Consider the following 17716-nt stretch of genomic DNA (forward strand, 5'->3'; position numbering starts at 1 on the left):
GTAAAAGCGGCGGAACCAGCTGTCACGCTGCCGCGCCGCCGCTCCACATCAACGCTGAGTGTACTCCTCCAGGCGGTCCCTGAAGTCGACGACCGGCCCCGGCACGTTGGCGACGCCGCCCTCGAAGATGCGCCGCGGGGTGATGCCGCCGCCATAAATGGCCTCGTTGGCGTCGTAGTCGATGCGCAGGGCCGAGCCGTCCAGGGCCACGCCGGCGAACAGGCCGCGGGAGCGCGAGTAGGAATAGATCTCCGCCTTGAACTGGCTGTCGGTCGACGCCGTGGCGGTGCGGCCGACCGGGCCGGCCGCCGCGGCCGCATCGGCACCGAGGGTGAATTTGCCATTGACGATGCTGTCCACGCCACGCTGGGTACGGAACACCAGGATCACGTCGGTCGACGAGGCGCCGGCCTGGAAGCCGATGCTGCCACCGGTCATGGTGATGAAGCTGGGGTTGGACCAGGTGCCGTCCGGGCTCTTCACCGAGATCAGGCCCTCGCCACGACGGCCGCCGAACACGAAGCCCACCTTCAGCAGGTCGGGAATCACCGCGATGGCCTTGGCTTCCTTGAGCAGGTCGGTGGGAATCGACTTGTCGGGCGCCTCCATGATTTCCTTCAGCACCCGCACGGAATTCTGGGCGCGCACCAGCGGCGGGTCCTCGGCATGCGCGGCCACCGCCGGCAGCAGCAGGACCATCAGGGCGAGCAACAGGCGGTGCAGCGGTGCTTTGGACATGGACAACTCCCGGGCTTGGTAGGGTCAGGCGACCTGCGGCAAGCATGCACGCGGCGCCTGGATCGGCTTGTGGCAGACTCTGCGGCGATTTCACCGTCAGCGCCAAGATGCCACGCAGCCACGACTATACCGGCCCTGCCGGCGATTCCGATGACCCGCCTGTTCAGGCTGCGGTGCTATTGGTGAACCTCGGCACACCGGACGCGCCCACGGCGCAGGCGGTGCGCCCGTACCTCGCCGAATTCCTTGGCGACGCACGGGTCATCGACTATCCGCGCTGGCTGTGGTGGCTGGTCCTGCATGGGGTGATCCTGCGCGTACGACCCGCCCGCTCGGCGCATGCCTATCAGCGCATCTGGACCGCGCAAGGTTCGCCGTTGCGGGTGGGCAGCGAGGCACTGGCCGGACGCCTGCAGGAAGAGCTGTCGCGGCGGTGTCCCCGGCCGGTGCGCGTCGCGCTGGCCATGCGCTATGGCCAGCCGTCGGTGCCGCAGCAGATCGAGCGCCTGCAGCGCGAGGGCATCCGTCGCCTGCTCGTGCTGCCGCTGTATCCGCAGTATTCGGCCACCTCCACCGGCTCGGTGATCGACGCGGTAGCCGACGCCATGAAATCGCTGCGCTGGCCGCCCGAGCTGCGCATCGTCAACGACTATCACGCCGATGCCGCCCACATCGAAGCGCTGGCTGCCAGCATCGAGCGCTGGTGGGCCACGCACGGACGCGGCGAGCGCTTGCTGCTGTCGTTCCACGGCATTCCCGAACGCTATGCGGCGGCCGGCGACCCCTACGCAGACCAGTGCCACGCCACCGCCCGCGCCTTGCGCGAACGCCTGCAGCTGGATGAGTCCAGTCTGCTGGTGAGCTTCCAGTCCCGCGTGGGTCGCGAGCGCTGGTTGCAGCCGTACACCGACACCACCGTGCGCGCGCTGGCCGCCAGCGGCGTGAAGAGGCTCGACGTCGCCTGCCCCGGCTTTTCAGTGGACTGCCTGGAAACGCTGGAGGAGATCGCGATGCAGAACCACGACTTCTTCCGCGAGGCCGGCGGCGATGCGCTGCGCTACATCCCCGCCCTCAACGACACGCCCGCACAGGTCGACAGCCTGGCCAGGCTGGTGCTGCGCCACGGCGGCGGCTGGGCGGAGTTCGACGCCGGCAGTGCGCCTGGCCAACCCTAGGAACCCTTGCGATGAAGGTCCCCGACATGGCCGTCGAACGCGACATCACCCTTCCGCAACTGCACCTGCGCCTGCGCGCCAAGGTCTGGGGCACGGCCGACAAGCCGCCGCTGCTCGCCTTGCACGGCTGGCTCGACAACGCCGGCAGCTTCGCCTACCTGGCGCCACGGCTGGCCGACCGCTGGCAGGTGATCGCGCTCGACCTGCCCGGCCATGGCCATTCGGACCATCTCCCGCCTGGCGTGCACTACCAGTTCATCGAATACGTGCGCTGCGTGCTCGCCGCCGCCGACGTGCTGGGCCTGCAGCGCTACCAGCTGCTCGGCCATTCGCTGGGCGCCGGCATCGCGGCGCTGGTCGCCGCGGCCACGCCCGATCGCATCGACCACCTGCTGCTGATCGAAGGCCTCGGGCCGATCGGCGACGACGGCCGGCAAACGCTGCACCGCTTTCGCGAGGCGCTGGAGGGATCGGCGTCGTCCGCACGGCCGTTGCGCGTGTTTCCCTCGATCGAACTCGCCGTCAGCGCGCGGACCCTGGCCAGCGGCCTGCCGCCCGAACAGGCGCGGCCGATCGTGGAACGTGGATTGCGCCAGGCCGGTGACGGCTGGCATTGGCGCAGCGACCAGCGCCTCAACCAGCTGTCACCCCTGCGCGTGGCCGAGCAGCAGGTGCACGCGCTGCTGCGCGGCATCGAATCGCCCACGGCGCTGTTGCTGGCGCAACCGGAAGCGCCCTACCTGCCCGCCGCGAGGATGCAGGCACGCGCCGACTGCGTGGACGACATCGAGGTGAGCCACATGGACGGCGGTCACCACCTGCAGCTGGAACATCCCGACGCAGTCGCGGCATGGGCCGCCAGCCATCTGGAAAAGCCGACTGACTGACGGACCCTGCAGCCGGCTCAGGGCTTGGCGAGGCCGAGCACGTCCAGGCCCTGTTCGAAGCTGACGTCCACCGGGATCTTCGCCTGGTCCAGCCGCTTGAGGTCACCGGCGAGCCTGGCGTCCACCTGGCCCATGCTGTCGGTGAGTTGCCGGGCGGCGGCGTAGTCGCCGTCGCCCTGGATGGTCAGCAGCCTGGCCGACAGCGCGTTCATCGCCGCGGTCATCTTGTCGAAGTCGACCCGGTAGCGGCCGCTGGCGGCGTCGCGGGTGAAGGCGCCCTGCTGCTGGAAGAAGTTGAAGCGCACCATGTTCGCCTTGGCGTGCGCATCGCTGGCGCCGAAGCGCACCGAGCGCAGGATGCCGGCAAGGAAGGTGACGTAGTTGTCCATCAGCTTGCTCTTGTCCAGCTCGCCCCGGTCGGCCAGCTTGGTGACCATGTACAGGCCGAGGATGTCCGCCTTGCCTTCCTCGAAGCTGGAGGCCTGGTCTTTCAGCGCGGAGCGCACGAGGCCCTTGTTGTTGATGGTGTTCTTGATGCCGAGGCCATGCGCCACTTCGTGGAACATGGTGTTCTCGAAGAACGCATCGAAGGTCAGGTGCGACTGCTGGTCGGCGGCGACCAGCTCCCTGGCGATGGGCAGCATGATCTTGTCGAACTTCGCCTGCATCACGTTTTCCAGCTGCAGGCGGCGCGTGCCCTTCTTCAGCTGCACTTCCTCGTCGTTGGGCAGGTTGATGGCGATGGTCTTGGCGCCGACATTCGCATCACCGGCGTAGTACACGGCGAAATAGGCGTTGAGGTCGGCATCGGAGCCGGGCTGTTCGGCCTTGTACTTCGCATCCACCGGCAGCTCGCGCTGCAGCTCAGGCAAGTATTTGGCGAAGCGCGCGAGCCGGGCGCTCCACGCCTGGTCCTTCACCAGCACATAGCTTTCATAGCTGGCCTTGTAGCCGAACAGCTGGTCCTCGTAGGTCTCGATCGGGCCGATCAAGATATCGACCGGGTTGTTCTTCATCGACATCCAGGCGAAATCGCTGGGACGATAGTCGTCGCTGAGCAGCGCATCGGCGCGCTGGCGCAGATAGCCGGCAAACTCCTTGTCGGCCGACAGTTCGGCCGCCTGGCGCAGCAACCCCGCCGCGCGGGTGAGGTCCGCCTTGTAGGCATCGCGATAAGGCACCACGGCCAGCTTGCCCTGCGCATCGCGGCGCAGCAGCGTGTAGAGGCCGGCCTTGTCGGTGAGGGCCGCCTGTTCGAATTCGTCCTTGCTCATGTCGGCCGGGTAGAACTGCGCGCCGGGCGGACGCGGACCGACGCCGGCGATGAACGGCCGGTCGTTGTCGAGGCGATCCCACGGGCCGTAGTTGATCTCGGCGAAGCGGCGGGTGACCTCGTCCGGAATGCGGGCCATCAGCGCGGCCTTGTCGCCCCACGACTGTTGCCAGTAGATGTCGTTGGTGACATCCGCCGCTTCGATCAGCAGCGCGATCATCTTCTTCTGCCGATCGTCGAAACCCGACAGGTCGGCGGTCAGTTTCACCGGGGCGTAATTGGCCAGGCGTTGCTGCGCGTTCTCGGCGTCGGTGGACGCCGGCGCCGGCGTCGCGGGCGCGGTGGACGCGGCCACCGGGGCTGGCACCGACGGCGTGCCCGCATCGTGGTGGGAACTGCAGGCGGCCAGGGCAGCGACCAGGCTCAGGGCGGGCAGATGACGGCGCATGGGCGTTCTCGGTGAAGGGACGGCGACATCGTAGCGCGACCGCCTGGCCTCCTCGCCCCGGAGGGCAAGGAGGCGCCGGCTCAGCTGGAAATGGCCAGCCGCTCGGACTGGTACAGGTGCGCCGTCGCCAGCACGCCCAGTGCCGCTGCCAGCAGGCTGCCGGCGAGGCACAGCCCCAGTTGCTGCGTACTGACGCCGTCGCCGCGCAGCAACTGCATGATGCCCAGGTGTTGGCCGAGCAAGGGCACGGCATACATCCAGCCCTGCGATTTGATCGGCATCGTCGAGAGCAGGATGCTTGGGATGATCGGCACGAACATCAGCAGCGACAGGTAGGTCTGCGCCTCGCGGTAACTCTTGGCGAAGGCCGCCACCATCGACTGCAGCGCCGCCAGCAGCACGATCAGCGGCGCCATCAGCACGAGCACCTGGCCGCTGAAACGCAGGCCCAGGTCCAGCTCCATGCCCAGCTTCTCGGTAGGAATGAAGCGCCCCACCACGCCGAAGGCGACCAGGCTGATCAGCAGGCTGGCCGCCGAGAACGCGCAGATCGCCGCGAGCTTGCCGGCGAGGATCTTCCAGCGCGCCACCGGGTTGGCGAACAGCGGCTCCAGCGACTGACGCTCGCGCTCGCCGGCGGTCAGGTCGATGGCCAGGTACATGCCGCCCATGAAGATGGTGAGCACGAAGAAGTACGGCAGGATGGAGAACATCAGCGCGCCGCGCGCCTGCGCCGTGGCCTGGTCGCGCCGGGCGGCCATCACCGGCCACGCCGTGCCGGGCGAAAGCCCGCGCGCCACCAGCCGCATCGCGCCCTGCTGGCGCGCGTAGTTCTCCACCAGCTGGGAGACCCGTTCCACCGCCGAGTTCGCGTCGCGCTGCGAGGAGTCGTAGATCAACTCCACCTGTACCGGTTCGCCCTTGCGCCAGGCCGTGGCGTAATCGGGCGCGATGCGCAGCACCACGTCGGCGTCCTGCTTGCGTACGACCGACTCCGGGTTGGCGACCGCGCCGGTGGGCACGATGCCGTTGGCCTTCAGCGCATTGATCAGGTTGGGCGCGTACTGCGCGCCGATGACCGGCACCGGCAGCGGCTTCTCCGCCTTCTCGAACTCGCGGTTGAGCGTGATGTTGAGCAACATCACCAGCATGATCGGGCCCAGCAGCGGGCCGGTAAGGAACGCGCTGGTCAGCGTGCGGCGATCGCGCAGGTTCTCCTTCACCTCCTTGAGGAAAACGGTGAGGAAGGTGCGGCTGCGGCCCATCGCGGAGGTCACGGTATTCATGTTCATGCCGCGAGGCCCTCGTCGCTGCCGATGATCTTGACGAACGCATCCTCCAGGTTGGCCTCGCCGGTCAGCGCGCGCAGCGTCTGCGGCGATTCGTCGGCCACCACGCGACCGTGCGCGATCACCACGATGCGGTCACACAGCGCCGCGACCTCCTGCATGATGTGGCTGGAAAACAGCACGCAACGCCCCTCCGCCTTGAGCCGCTGCATGAACTGGCGCAAGGCGCGCGTGGCCATCACGTCCAGCCCGTTGGCCGGCTCGTCGAGGATCACGTTGCGCGGGTCGTGGATCAGCGCGCGGGCGATCGCCGTCTTCACGCGCTGCCCCTGCGAGAAGCCCTCGGTGCGCCGGTCGGCGATGTCTTCCATGTCGAGTGCGCCGATCAGGGCCTCGCGCCGGCTGGCGATGACGTCGTCGGGGAGTCCGTGCAGGCGTGCGAAGTACTCGATGTTCTCCCGCGCGGTGAGGCGCTTGTACAGGCCGCGCGCGTCGGGCAGCACGCCGAGCTGGCGCCGTACGGCCAGCGCGTCCTGCGCGGCGTCGATGCCGTCCACCAGCACCTGGCCGTGGTCCGGCTTCATCAGGGTGTAGAGCATGCGCAGCGTGGTGGTCTTGCCCGCGCCGTTGGGTCCGAGCAGGCCGGTGATCTGGCCGTCGCGCGCAACGAAGCTGACCCCATCCACGGCCTTCACCGTGCCGAACGCCTTGTGCAGGTCCTTTACTTCGATCATGGCGTGGCTCCGTTGAAGTCGATGAACATCGGCGTCGGCTGCAGGCGATCGAGGCACTTCACCTCCAGCGCCTTCGGATCCAGGTCCTCGATGAAGTGCTTGACCACCCGCGGCGCGCAACCGGCGTTGATCACGTTGTGGCCCTGGCCGCGCAACACCAGGTGTCGCGACTGCGCCAGCCACCGGGCCACTTCGTCGCCGTAGCGCGGCGGCGTCACCGGGTCGTATTCGCCGGAAAGCAGCAGGGCTGGCTTGTCCGTGCGCAACGGCTGGTGGAAATCGTCCGGGCGCGTGCCCCGGGGCCACACCGAGCACACGGTCTGCAGGGAATCGATCATGCGCGTGCCGAGCATGGTGTGCGCATCCTGCGGACGCGCGGAAAGCAGGTCGGCATCCTCGCTGCAGATCACCGACATCTGCATGCCGCCGTTCATGGTGTCCGAGAGGTCGCCCGACAGCAGCTTGGCCTGCCCCAGCAGCGGGCCGACGTCGCCATGGGCCGCCGCGTCGATCGATACCGGCAGCAAGGCCGCGGTGAGCGGGGAATAGGCGAACATGCGCACCACGCTGGCCAGCGAGTATTCGCTCAGCACGCGCTTCACGCTCTGGTAGGTTTGCGGGTCGCGGAAGCTCACGGTGTGCGGATTGGCCCGCAACGCGTCGCGCAACTGATAGAGCGTCTGGTAGGGATCATTGAAACGCTTGCGGCAGGCCTCGTCCGCCGTGCAGCGGGCGAACTGCGCCTTGAGCGCATCGTCGAGGTTGCGTGCGAAGTCCTCGCCCAGCACCAGCGTGTTCGGCACTACGCCGTCCAGCACCAGGCTGCGCACGGCGTCGGGGTGACGCATGGCGTACTGCTGCGCCATGCGCGTGCCGTAGGAGACGCCCACCAGGTCCAAGGACGGCGCGCCCAGCGCATGGCGCACGTCTTCCAGGTCCTGCACGGCGATGGTCGTGGTGTAGTAGCGCGGATCGGCCTTGTCGGCGATCTGCCCGAGGCATTGCGCGATTTCCTCACGCTGCTTCTGCGGACTGGCGTCGGCATCGCCGGCAGTCTCGCCGCCAGCGTCGCCCGCGCCCTTGCAGGTGAGCGGGTTGGAGCCGCCGGTGCCGCGCTGGTCGAGCAGCAACACGTGACGATGCGCGGTCAGCGGCTGCAGCGCGCCCGACACGCCGGGCCACGACTCGGTGGCCGCCTGCCCCGGGCCGCCCGCCAGCAACACCAGCATGTCCTTGCTGGCGACCTGGGCGCTGCTGCGGATCACCGCCAGCTTGAGGCCGATCTTGCGGCTGCGCGGGTCGGCGCGATTCTCCGGCACCTCGAACGGCGCGCACCAGGCGGAGGTGGAAAGCCCGCTATTGGGCTGACCCAGCTGGCAGGGCGTCAGGGTGAGCGAGCCCAGCCGCCAGGTCGGCGGTCTGGCTGGCGTGACCGACCCGGCGCTCGCGGCGGGAGCGGCATCGCGCGGCGGCGTCGCGCGCTGGTGAAAGTGGTTCCAGCCCAGCGCGGCGAGGCCGATGGCCACGACGCCGATGCGCAGGACCGTGCGTCCGTTGATTGCCATGTCTGACTTGCCCTCACTCCGTCTGGGTTGTACTCGTCCGTGGCCGCGATGCGCTACGGCTCCGGTTCAAAGATCGACTCGATGGAAAGCCTGAACAGCCGCGCGATGCGGAAGGCCAGCGGCAGGCTGGGATCGTACTTGCCCGTCTCGATGGCGTTGACGGTCTGGCGCGACACGTCCAGTCGTTCGGCGAGGTCGGCCTGCGACCAGCCGTGGTCGCTGCGAAGTTCGCGGATGCGGTTGTTCATGGCGCCAGCACCTGCGTGTCCTGCACGAGCTTATCCATGGACCCGGGCACGCGTCCGCCAACGCACGACTGCCGCGAGCACGCCGCCCAGCAGGAACGCGGCCGCCATGCCCGCCAGCAGCCCCACGCGAAAGCTGTCCCAGCCCTGCCGCCAGCCATACAGCGCCGCCACCGCGGTGATCAGGCCCAGCCAGAGAGCGCGGGCCGCGCGGGTCATGCCGCCTTCGTCCGCGCAACCGGCGTCGCCACCGTAAGCGCGCGACACATACCAGCGGGTGCCGCCATAGCTGAACATCATCAACGGGAACACCCAGATCAGCACCGAACCATCGATCGGCACCACGCCCGCGATACACAGGAAGCCGCCCAGCAGGCTCAACGCGGCGGTGATCCCGGTGGCCACGCTGAGGGCGATCAGGTGGGTGCGCTGTTCCAGCTCGTCACTGTCGCGGATGCGCCGCGCCAGCAGCGCCAGCACATAGAACATGGGAACCAGCGGGGCGAGGGCGAGCAGCACTTTCAGCGGCAGGCTGGGCGCGGAACGAACGGCCGGCCACACCAGCAGCATGAAGGCGGTATAGGCCGCCATCGCGACCAGGGTGCGCTGCTGGTACTGCCTGTAAGAAAGACGTGCCACGGACTACCTCCAGCCTCGTGTCAAGCACACTTGACACCAAGTTAGGCACATCCTCATTCCGTGTCAAGCACACTTTACACCGCGAATGATTATCGGCTTCCTGACATGGAACTTAAGGTCGCATGCAATAGGAATTCTCCAAAAATGTGACAGAATTTGCACATTGAGCCCTCCAGGGGCGGGTCAGAAGTGACCTGTTGGGGCTTTCGCAAGTCTTTCGGTGCCGTAACACCCCCTGATTTGCATCCCGACGTGACCCTTTTTGAGGGCCGCGCAGGGGGCTGGCACGCCAGTTGCTTAGACACATTCGAAAACGAAATTTCACTTACCCCGGAGACTCACCATGTTTGCCAAGAAGACCCTGATTGCCGCTGCCGCCCTGGCTGCTTTCGCTGGTATCGCCACCACCGCCGCGGCCGCCACGAGCCCCGCTACGGCACAGTTCACTGTCCAGCTGGTCGTCAACAAGACCTGCACGGTTGCCACCTCCGGTGCGTCCAACATCACGCTCGGTGCGACGGATGCCTCCGGCACGTCGACCGGCTCGAGCGGCACGTTCAGCGTGAACTGCTCCAACAAGACCCCGTTCTTCATCGGCCTGGCACCGAGCAATGGCGCCACCACCGGTCTGGGCGCCCTGGCAGGCCAGACCTCCGGCAATGCCCAGACCATCGCTTACGGCCTGTACCAGGATGCGGCTTTCACCAATGCCTGGGGCAACACGGCCACCTCCACCACCGCCGGTAACGGCGTGAGCGGCACGGGCAAGGGCATGAGCGCGGGCAACGCGATCACGCAGACGGTCTACGCGAAGGCCACGGGCAGCACGGACGTGCAGCCGGATACCTATAAGGATACCGTTACCATCAACGTGAACTTCTAATGGTTGATGGCCATGGCAATGCGAGGCGGTTGGCGCTCTACCCTGTTTGCCTGTCTGGCAGCAGTCTGCGGATGGGCCAACGCCACCGGCTTGCAGGTAGCACCGACTACCTTGAGCCTGCGGGCTTCGCAAAACGCTGATGGCCTGACCCTTAGCAACACGGGCGACGACGTGATACATGCGCAGGTTCGCGTGTATCACTGGAGACAGGACGGGTCCGGTGATCAACTGACCCCGTCCCCGGGGCTGGTTATCAGCCCTCCGATGGTGCAGATCCCCGCTGGCGGAGAACAGCTGATCCGGGTCATCCGGACCGGCGCTCCGCCGAACGGACCAGGCGCCGTGGAAGACGCTTATCGCCTTGCCATCGACGAACTTCCCGTCGATGCCAAGAGCGGGGCCGGACTCCGCTTCGTCGTGCACTACTCGTTGCCGATCTTCATCGAGCCTGCCGGCGCCGCCGATACCTCGCCCCAGCTGAAGTACGAGCTGGAGCAATCAGGGCAGCTGGTTTCATTGAAAGTCACCAACAAGGGCAATGGCCACGGGCAACTGGCCGCCCTGAGCTTTGTCGATGCCGCCGGTCAACGGACGGAACTGGTTCCGGGCTTGCTGGGCTATGTCCTGCCCGGTTCGACCATGCACTGGGCACTGAAACCACCTGCCAACGTTTTTGCGAAGGGCGGCACCCTAGAGGTCATGGTCAATGGTCAGAAGACAACGGAAAATCTGTCGCTGGCCGGCCACTCTCCTTAATGCCGTACTGCTGCAGGCCGCACTGATCCAGGCACTTCACGCCACGGGCGCCAAGGCAGGAGCGGACGAGGCCCTCGCCAACCCTGCCCTTCTTGCCGACGCTGCCGACCAGGCAGGCAACCTCGGCGGTACCGATCTCTATCTCGATGTGATGCTCAACGGCCAGCACCTTGGCCTGGCCCATTTCGGCTTCCGCGACGGGCAGCTGTGGGCGAGCCTGGCCAGCCTGCGGCAGCTCGGTTTCAATCTTCCGGACAACACGCCCGACCCGGTGCGCCTGCAGGGCCTGCCCGGGCTGCAGGCCGAGTACGACGCGGGGCACCAGACCGTGACCATGGTCGCGCCGCTCAGCCTGCTCAAGCTCAACACCACCGTGCTGAGCACGGCGAGCAATACGCGACCCGCGGCGACGGTGTCGCCGGGCCTGTTGCTCAACTACAACCTCTACGGCACTTACGGCGAGCACGGCAGCAACAGCCTCAGCGCGTTCACCGAGCTGCGCGCCTTCAATTCGTGGGGCGTGTTCAGCTCGACGCAGCTGATGCAGAGCACCGAGGACCAGGAAAACCAGCGGCGCAACCAGTCCGTCCGGCTGGATACCAGCTGGAGCACCTCGTTTCCCGACAGCCTGCTGACCCTGCGCATCGGCGACACGCTGACCGACGCCTTGTCGTGGTCGCGTTCGACCCGCATCGGCGGCATCCAGTTCGGCACCAACTTCGCGCTGCAGCCTTACCTGGTGACGGCACCGCTGCCGTCTTTCATCGGCTCGGCCACGCTGCCTTCGGACATCCAGCTTTACGTGAATGGCCTGCGCCAGTACAGCGGCCAGGTTCCCGCGGGCCCGTTCCAGCTCAATACGCTGCCCAACATCAGCGGCGCCGGCAACGCGCAGGTCGTGCTGACCAATGCGCTGGGCCAGACGACGACGCTGAACTTCTCGCTGTATGCCGAGCACCAGCTGCTGCAGCAAGGCCTGTCCGAATGGTCCGGCGAAATCGGCTTCGTGCGCGAGAACTACGGCCTGACCTCGTTCGACTACGGTCATGACGCGGTGGGCACCGGCACCTGGCGCTACGGCATCACCAACGGTTTCACCGCCGAAGCGCACGCCGAGATCACCCGCGGGCTGACCAATGCAGGCGTCGGCGGCAACTGGTTGCTGGGCACCGCCGGCGGCGTCATTTCGGGCTCCGCCGCCCATAGCCAGAACTCGGGCCAGAGCGGCGAACAATATGGCCTGGGCTACAGCTGGAACAGCAATCACCTCAACCTGGGCGTCAACGGCACGCACACGGTGGGCACGTACCGCGATGTGGCGACGCTCTACGGCTCGCCGGCGCCGAGCATCACCGCGCAGGCCTTCATCAGCTACAACTTCGACCGTTTGGGCAGCATCACCACCAGCTACCTGCAACTTCGTTATCCGCAACAGCCATCGACGCGCTTTGCCACGGCCTCGTGGTTCAAGTCGGTCGGACGCGCGCTGTCGTTCAACCTCAGCTACAACCAGGACCTGAACAACAGCCGCGACCGCGTGTTCTTCTTCACCGCCACCTGGTCGCTGGATCGCAACATCACGCTCGGCGCAGACATCCAGCGCAACGGCGGCCACACGGGCTTTGGCGTGAACGCCATGCAGTCGCTGCCGAGCGAAGGCGGCCTGGGCTGGCGCGCCGCGCTGAGCCAGGGCAACAACCAGAACGGCGGCCAGGGCGAGCTGGATTACCTGGGTCGCTATGGCCAGCTGCAGGCCGGCGTGTATGACGTCGGCGGCACGCGCTATGCCTACGCGGGCGACACCGGATCGGTGGTGCTGATGGGCGGCAACCTGTTTGCCGCGCGCCAGATCACCGATGGCTTCGCCGTCGTCTCGACCGATGGCGTCCCCGGCGTGCCGGTCAACCTGCAGAACAACCCCATCGGCGTCACCGACAGCCACGGCGTGCTGCTGGTGACGCCGCTCAACGCCTACCAGGCCAACAAGGTCAGCATCGATCCGATGAACCTGCCGGCCAACATGCGCGTCGGCAGCGTCACGGCGGCGGCCACGCCGACCGATCGCGCGGGCACGCTGGTGCGCTTCGGCATCACGCCCATCCGCGCGGCCGTGATCACCCTGGTCGACGCCGGCGGCAAGCCCTTGCCGGTGGGCGCCCAGGCACAGGTGCATGGTCACGGCGGCGAGCCGGCCATGGTCGGCTTCGACGGCAGCGTCTACCTCGACACGCTGGACATCCACAACGCGCTTGACGTGACCACGCCCTCGGGCGCCACCTGCCACGCCAGCTTCGATTATCCCCAGACCGACAACGGCAGCATTCCGCAGATCGGACCGTTGACCTGCCCCGAGGTATCGCCATGAGCACTGGCCTGATGCGTTACGTCCTGGTTCTGTTGCTGCTTGGATGCGGTGTTTTCCATGCGACGCCCGCGCGCGCGGCGATCACCTGCAGCGCAACGTCGATGACGCCCCTCAGCTTTGGCACGGTGAACCCGCTTGCAAGCGCGACCGTGGCCACGTCGACGCTGACCTACACGTGCACCAACTCCAGCAACAGCACGCAGTCGGCCACGGTGTGCTTCAGCATCGGCGAGCCCGGCGGTGCGCAGACCAATCCGCGACTGATGAGCAGCGGCACCAACAAGCTGCAGTTCCAGCTGTGGCAGGATCCGGCGCACACCATCGTCTGGGGCAGCCAGTTCTTCGGCAGTCCGACGCCGCTGAAGGTGAACCTGACCCTGGGCAATCGCGCCACCACGGGCGCGGTCAAGGTGACGCTGTACGGCCAGGTCCTCGATGGACAGACCGGCGCCGTGCCCGGCAGCTACGCGGACAACTATCTCAACGCCGACACGGCGGTGAGCGTCAACAGCGTCGCGGGAAGCACCGCACCCGGCGCCTGCGGCAGCCAGGACAACACCAACTTCTTCCCGTTCAACGTGACCGCCACGGTTTCCAAGACCTGCACCGTCACCGCGAACCCCGTGCTCGACCTGGGCACGGTCGCGGCCGGCGCGGCCTCGACATCGGGCAGCAACACGCTCAGCGTGAGCTGCTCCAACTCCACGCCGTTCTTCGTCGGCCTCAAACCATCGAACAACAACACCGGCGGACAGGGCGTCATGAAGGCCACGGCGACCGGCAATACGGATTCGGTACCCTACACGCTCTACTCGAACTCCGGCCTGACCACGGTGTGGGGCAACACGGCCACCTCGACCACGGTCGGCAACGGCGTTGCCGGTTCGGGCAATGGCCTGTCGCAGACCCTGACGGTGTACGCCAGGACGACGTCCACCGACGTCACGCCCGATACCTATACCGACGTCGTGACGGTCAACGTCAACTATTGAGCGGGATGCGCCTGGCGGGACCGGCAGGCCGGGCGGTCGCCCGCCGGCTTCGATCGGTCGGTGCCACCCCTGCCCGGTGGGCCATGCCACGCCGGCCCACGGCCGCCATCGCCATCGCTGCCTGTTGACTCCGGGCATACGCGGGGCAGTTCACGCTCGTCGCCATGGAACGAGGGAGCATGCCCCGTGGCAACGACCATTCCGCGCCTTTGTCTGCTGCTGTTGCTGCTGTTTGCCGCCGGCATGCTCGGTCCGGGCACGGCGCACGCAGCCAACGTTGTCTGCAGCACGAACGGCACGCCGACGGTCAACTTCGGCTCTTCGAGCACGGCGCAGGGCTCGATCGGATACATCTGCACCAATTACACGACCAGCCCGGTCTCGTTCACGCTGTGCGCGGGCATCGGCACACCCAGTTATCCGGGCACGCCGGCCCAGCCCCTCATGCAGGGCAACGGCGCCACGCTCGCCTTCAACCTGTACACCAATCCGTCCAATACCCAGGTATGGACGACGGCCAATCCGCTGACGACGCCCGTTACTGTCGGCGGAGGCATAGGCACGCCGATATCCGGGACGATTCCCGTGTACGGCAGCCTGTCGAGCAACCAGAGCGCCCCTGCCGGCGTCTATAACGCCTCGTTTTTCAACACCGTGCTGGGGCAACTCGTGGGCGGCACCTGCCTGGCGGTGCCCAACAACGGCATTGTCTCGGGGCTGGATTTCACGTTGACGGTGCAGGCCAATGTGGTCAGCGCCTGCGTGGTCAGCGCCAGCCCCACGCTCAGCCTCGGCACCGTGCCTGCCACCGCCACCAACCTCAGCGGCACCACCACTCTCCAGGTGACCTGCCCGACCAACACGTCGTATTACGTTGGCCTGCGCCCGTCCAACAACAGCACCACCGGTGCCGGCGTGATGAGAGGCACCGGCACCAACACCGACACGGTGTCCTACCAGTTGCACTCGGGCAGTGCGACCGGGCCCATCTGGGGCAATACGGCCACCTCCACCAGTGCGGGCAACGGCGTGGCCGGCGTCGGCACGGGGAATGTGCAGACCATCAATGTGTACGCCGCCACATTCAGCGCCGACGTCACCGCCGACACCTATACCGACGTCGTCACGGTGTCGGTCAATTACTGAGCGGGCGCGCCGCTCAGCGCGAGGAGATGTATTTCTCGCGGCGGATCTGCGCCACCGGCAGGCCGAATTCCTTCAACGCGGTGAAGGCGGCGTCGACCATGTTCGGGTTGCCGCAGAGATAGGCGATGTCACGGCCGGCCTCCGGCGCCAGTTCGGCGAGCACGGTCTGCACGTGACCCGCGCGATCGTTCGGGCGCGGCACCTCGCGCGGCTGGCGACTGAGGCAGCCGTGGAAGGTAAAGCCGGGATGGGCCTGCGCGAAGGCTTCGAATTCCTCGCCGTAGAGCAGTTCCACTTCGTTGCGGGCGCCATACAGCAGCACCACTTCGCGGCCCTGCTTCACCAGTTCGGCGATCTGCGGCAGCATCGCGCGGTACGGCGTCACGCCGGTGCCGGTGGCCAGCAACAGATAGCGGCCGTTGCTGTCGCCGGCCTGCAGGCAGAAGCGACCGTAGGGGCCACTGGCATCGATGACGCCGCCATGCGGCAGTTCGCCCAGCAGTTTGGTGGCGGCACCGCCCTCGACGTAGCTCACCGCGATCTCGATGCGCTGCACCGGCGACGAACCGTCACCCACGGTGCCCACCGAATAACTGCGCTTGGTCGCCGTGCCGTCCTCGTAGTGGAAATGGACCTGCAGGAACTGGCCCGGCACGAAGGCCAGCGGCTGGCCGTCGGCCCGCTCGAAGGCCATGTGGCGCACGGTGGGCGCCAGCATGGTGCTGTCGACGAGACGGAGCTGAAAGTGGTCTGCCATGAAAAATTCCAGAGAAAACAGGGTCTGCGGGCCGTGCCGGACGGCCGGGGCAAGCCACGTATAATAGAAGGCTAGCCCCTCCGGTGCAGCCCATGTCCCCCACATCCGTTCCCGCGCTCGTTGTCGATAACCTGCGCAAGACCTACAGCAATGGCGTCGAAGCCCTCAAAGGCATCAGTCTCACCGTCCAGCCCGGCGACTTTTTCGCCCTGCTCGGCCCCAATGGCGCCGGCAAGTCCACCCTGATCGGCATCCTGTCCTCGCTGGTCAATGCCAGCAGCGGCGACGCGCAGGTATTCGGCGTCTCGGTCAACCGTCAGCGCGGCAAGGCCATGCAGCTGATCGGCCTGGTGCCGCAGGAAATCAACTTCAACCAGTTCGAGAAGCCGTTCGACATCTGCGTGAACGAGGCGGGGTTTTACGGCATTCCAAGGCGGATCGCCGCCGAACGTGCCGAGAAGTACCTCAAGGAACTGCGCCTGTGGGACAAGGCGCAGCACCAGGCGCGCATGCTCTCCGGCGGCATGAAGCGCCGCCTGATGATCGCCCGCGCGATGATGAACGAGCCCAAGCTGCTGATCCTCGACGAGCCCACCGCGGGCGTCGACATCGAGATCCGTCGCTCGATGTGGCAGTTCGTCAGCGGCATCAACGCCGCCGGCACCACGGTGATCCTCACCACGCATTACCTGGAGGAAGCCGAACAGCTGTGCCGCAACATCGCGATCATCGACCACGGCACCATCGTGGAGAACACCTCGATGAAGCGGCTGCTGGCTTCGCTGGACGTGGAAACCTTCGTGCTGGACGTCAACCAGGTGCCCGCCGACCTGCCGGTCATCCCCGGCATCACGCTGCGGCGCCTCGACGAGCACACCATGGAAGCGGAAATGTCCCGCTCGCACGACCTCAACTCGCTGTTCGCGGCGCTGTCCGAGCGTGGCATGACCGTCACCTCGATGCGCAACAAGACCAACCGCCTGGAAGAACTGTTCGTGCGACTTGTCGAGAACGGCAGGGCCACCAAGGAAAACCAGGAGAAGGTGGCATGAACAGCGCCGGCAACCTCGTTGCACTCAACACCATCGTCCGTCGCGAATTCGTGCGCATCATGCGCATCTGGACGCAGACGCTGATCCCGCCCGCGATCACGATGACGCTGTACTTCGTGATCTTCGGCAAGCTGATCGGCAGCCGCATCGGCCAGATGCACGGCTTCACCTACATGCAGTACATCGTGCCGGGCCTGGTGATGATGAGCATCATCACCAACAGCTACGGCAACATCTCCAGTTCGTTCTTCGGCGCCAAGTTCAGTCGCGCGGTGGAAGAGATGCTGGTGTCGCCGATGCCCAACTGGGTCATCCTGCTGGGCTATGTCACCGGCGCGGTGACGCGCGGCCTGATCGTGGGCGGGCTGGTGCTGGTGATCGCGCTGTTCTTCACCGACCTGCACGTGGCGCACCCGCTGATCACCTTCCTGTCGGTGCTGCTGGGCGCCACGGTGTTCTCGCTGGCCGGCTTCGTCAACGCGGTGTTCGCCAAGAAGTTCGACGACATCGCGCTGGTGCCGACCTTCGTGCTGACCCCGCTCACCTACCTCGGCGGCGTGTTCTATTCGGTGGACCTGCTGGGCGAGCCGTGGCGCAGCATCTCGATGGTCAACCCGATCCTGTACATGGTCAACGCGTTCCGCTTCGGCGTGCTCGGCGTGAGCGACGTGCAGATCGGCGTGGCCTTCGCGGTGATGCTGGTGTTCGTGGCCGGCCTGTCGATCGTGGCACTGCAGCTGCTCAAGCGTGGCGTTGGCCTGCGTTCGTAACA

General features: G+C 66.6%; 17 protein-coding genes. 9 read left to right on the forward strand and 8 right to left on the reverse strand.

Going from position 1 to position 17716, the window contains the following annotated elements; translation table 11 throughout:
• Window positions 1-48: 48 nt before the first annotated feature.
• Entirely contained in the window at window positions 49-738 is a 690-nt protein-coding gene (locus ACXU4B_RS17020; RefSeq protein ID WP_131413277.1) for a lipid-binding SYLF domain-containing protein, read from the reverse strand.
• A gap of 107 nt (window positions 739-845) precedes the next feature.
• Here ACXU4B_RS17020 and hemH point away from each other — a divergent pair, with 107 nt between their 5' ends.
• Together hemH and ACXU4B_RS17030 are read left to right on the forward strand one after the other, a co-directional pair.
• Window positions 846-1913, forward strand: coding sequence for a ferrochelatase (gene hemH / locus ACXU4B_RS17025; RefSeq protein ID WP_131413275.1), 1068 nt, complete (start codon window positions 846-848; stop codon window positions 1911-1913).
• 11 nt (window positions 1914-1924) lie between these two features.
• A complete protein-coding gene (locus ACXU4B_RS17030; protein WP_131413273.1) occupies window positions 1925-2800 on the forward strand; it encodes an alpha/beta fold hydrolase in 876 nt (291 codons plus the stop codon).
• A gap of 17 nt (window positions 2801-2817) precedes the next feature.
• On the opposite strand, the gene ACXU4B_RS17035 is transcribed toward ACXU4B_RS17030, so the two are convergent.
• The 6 genes from ACXU4B_RS17035 to ACXU4B_RS17060 all read right to left on the reverse strand — a co-directional run bounded on the left by ACXU4B_RS17035 (window position 2818) and on the right by ACXU4B_RS17060 (window position 8993).
• Window positions 2818-4521 carry a dipeptidyl-peptidase 3 family protein gene (locus ACXU4B_RS17035; protein ID WP_131413271.1) on the reverse strand — a complete coding sequence of 568 codons (1704 nt, stop codon included), beginning with the start codon at window positions 4519-4521 and terminating at the stop codon, window positions 2818-2820.
• Between the two features lie 80 nt (window positions 4522-4601).
• Entirely contained in the window at window positions 4602-5807 is a 1206-nt protein-coding gene (locus ACXU4B_RS17040) for an ABC transporter permease (protein ID WP_131413269.1), read from the reverse strand.
• Between the two features lie 2 nt (window positions 5808-5809).
• The gene (locus ACXU4B_RS17045) at window positions 5810-6544 is read right to left on the reverse strand and encodes an ABC transporter ATP-binding protein (protein WP_131413267.1); all 735 of its coding nucleotides are present in this window, start codon (window positions 6542-6544) and stop codon (window positions 5810-5812) included.
• On the reverse strand, window positions 6541-8109 hold the full coding sequence (locus ACXU4B_RS17050) for an alpha/beta hydrolase (RefSeq protein ID WP_131413265.1): 1569 nt from the start codon (window positions 8107-8109) through the stop codon (window positions 6541-6543). The genes ACXU4B_RS17045 and ACXU4B_RS17050 overlap by 4 nt, the downstream gene beginning before the upstream one ends.
• A gap of 53 nt (window positions 8110-8162) precedes the next feature.
• Window positions 8163-8357 carry a helix-turn-helix transcriptional regulator gene (locus tag ACXU4B_RS17055; protein ID WP_205746626.1) on the reverse strand — a complete coding sequence of 65 codons (195 nt, stop codon included), beginning with the start codon at window positions 8355-8357 and terminating at the stop codon, window positions 8163-8165.
• 30 nt (window positions 8358-8387) lie between these two features.
• Window positions 8388-8993: a hypothetical protein gene (locus tag ACXU4B_RS17060; RefSeq protein WP_131413263.1), complete on the reverse strand. Its 606-nt coding sequence runs from the start codon at window positions 8991-8993 to the stop codon at window positions 8388-8390.
• Between the two features lie 343 nt (window positions 8994-9336).
• Here ACXU4B_RS17060 and ACXU4B_RS17065 point away from each other — a divergent pair, with 343 nt between their 5' ends.
• From ACXU4B_RS17065 to ACXU4B_RS17085, 5 genes are all read left to right on the forward strand, one after another.
• Entirely contained in the window at window positions 9337-9876 is a 540-nt protein-coding gene (locus ACXU4B_RS17065; protein ID WP_131413261.1) for a spore coat protein U domain-containing protein, read from the forward strand.
• Between the two features lie 12 nt (window positions 9877-9888).
• Window positions 9889-10632, forward strand: a complete 744-nt coding sequence (locus tag ACXU4B_RS17070; RefSeq protein ID WP_205746625.1) for a fimbrial biogenesis chaperone — start codon at window positions 9889-9891, stop codon at window positions 10630-10632.
• Window positions 10583-12997, forward strand: coding sequence for a fimbria/pilus outer membrane usher protein (locus ACXU4B_RS17075; protein ID WP_131413257.1), 2415 nt, complete (start codon window positions 10583-10585; stop codon window positions 12995-12997). The genes ACXU4B_RS17070 and ACXU4B_RS17075 overlap by 50 nt, the downstream gene beginning before the upstream one ends.
• Complete coding sequence (locus ACXU4B_RS17080) at window positions 12994-13989, forward strand: Csu type fimbrial protein (RefSeq protein WP_131413255.1); 996 nt, start codon at window positions 12994-12996, stop codon at window positions 13987-13989. The genes ACXU4B_RS17075 and ACXU4B_RS17080 overlap by 4 nt, the downstream gene beginning before the upstream one ends.
• Before the next feature lie 186 nt (window positions 13990-14175).
• Complete coding sequence (locus ACXU4B_RS17085; protein WP_131413253.1) at window positions 14176-15135, forward strand: Csu type fimbrial protein; 960 nt, start codon at window positions 14176-14178, stop codon at window positions 15133-15135.
• 13 nt (window positions 15136-15148) lie between these two features.
• Here ACXU4B_RS17085 and ACXU4B_RS17090 read toward each other — a convergent pair whose 3' ends face one another.
• Complete coding sequence (locus ACXU4B_RS17090) at window positions 15149-15892, reverse strand: FAD-binding oxidoreductase (protein WP_131413251.1); 744 nt, start codon at window positions 15890-15892, stop codon at window positions 15149-15151.
• Window positions 15893-15984: 92 nt separating this feature from the next.
• Here ACXU4B_RS17090 and ACXU4B_RS17095 point away from each other — a divergent pair, with 92 nt between their 5' ends.
• Window positions 15985-16944 carry an ABC transporter ATP-binding protein gene (locus ACXU4B_RS17095; RefSeq protein ID WP_131413249.1) on the forward strand — a complete coding sequence of 320 codons (960 nt, stop codon included), beginning with the start codon at window positions 15985-15987 and terminating at the stop codon, window positions 16942-16944.
• On the forward strand, window positions 16941-17714 hold the full coding sequence (locus ACXU4B_RS17100; protein WP_131413247.1) for an ABC transporter permease: 774 nt from the start codon (window positions 16941-16943) through the stop codon (window positions 17712-17714). Before ACXU4B_RS17095 ends, ACXU4B_RS17100 begins: the two co-directional genes overlap by 4 nt.
• The last annotated feature ends 2 nt before the right edge of the window (window positions 17715-17716 follow it).

It is taken from the genome of Dyella soli (assembly GCF_054482295.1).

Excerpts from the sequence above, each read along its gene's own strand:
- ACXU4B_RS17020 (WP_131413277.1), bottom strand. The coding sequence starts at position 738 with ATGTCCAAAGCACCGCTGCACCGCCTGTTGCTCGCCCTGATGGTCCTG.
- hemH (WP_131413275.1), top strand. The coding sequence starts at position 846 with ATGCCACGCAGCCACGACTATACCGGCCCTGCCGGCGATTCCGATGAC.
- ACXU4B_RS17030 (WP_131413273.1), top strand. The coding sequence starts at position 1,925 with ATGAAGGTCCCCGACATGGCCGTCGAACGCGACATCACCCTTCCGCAA.
- ACXU4B_RS17035 (WP_131413271.1), bottom strand. The coding sequence starts at position 4,521 with ATGCGCCGTCATCTGCCCGCCCTGAGCCTGGTCGCTGCCCTGGCCGCC.
- ACXU4B_RS17040 (WP_131413269.1), bottom strand. The coding sequence starts at position 5,807 with ATGAATACCGTGACCTCCGCGATGGGCCGCAGCCGCACCTTCCTCACC.
- ACXU4B_RS17045 (WP_131413267.1), bottom strand. The coding sequence starts at position 6,544 with ATGATCGAAGTAAAGGACCTGCACAAGGCGTTCGGCACGGTGAAGGCC.
- ACXU4B_RS17050 (WP_131413265.1), bottom strand. The coding sequence starts at position 8,109 with ATGGCAATCAACGGACGCACGGTCCTGCGCATCGGCGTCGTGGCCATC.
- ACXU4B_RS17055 (WP_205746626.1), bottom strand. The coding sequence starts at position 8,357 with ATGAACAACCGCATCCGCGAACTTCGCAGCGACCACGGCTGGTCGCAG.
- ACXU4B_RS17065 (WP_131413261.1), top strand. The coding sequence starts at position 9,337 with ATGTTTGCCAAGAAGACCCTGATTGCCGCTGCCGCCCTGGCTGCTTTC.
- ACXU4B_RS17070 (WP_205746625.1), top strand. The coding sequence starts at position 9,889 with ATGGCAATGCGAGGCGGTTGGCGCTCTACCCTGTTTGCCTGTCTGGCA.
- ACXU4B_RS17075 (WP_131413257.1), top strand. The coding sequence starts at position 10,583 with ATGGTCAGAAGACAACGGAAAATCTGTCGCTGGCCGGCCACTCTCCTT.
- ACXU4B_RS17080 (WP_131413255.1), top strand. The coding sequence starts at position 12,994 with ATGAGCACTGGCCTGATGCGTTACGTCCTGGTTCTGTTGCTGCTTGGA.
- ACXU4B_RS17090 (WP_131413251.1), bottom strand. The coding sequence starts at position 15,892 with ATGGCAGACCACTTTCAGCTCCGTCTCGTCGACAGCACCATGCTGGCG.
- ACXU4B_RS17095 (WP_131413249.1), top strand. The coding sequence starts at position 15,985 with ATGTCCCCCACATCCGTTCCCGCGCTCGTTGTCGATAACCTGCGCAAG.
- ACXU4B_RS17100 (WP_131413247.1), top strand. The coding sequence starts at position 16,941 with ATGAACAGCGCCGGCAACCTCGTTGCACTCAACACCATCGTCCGTCGC.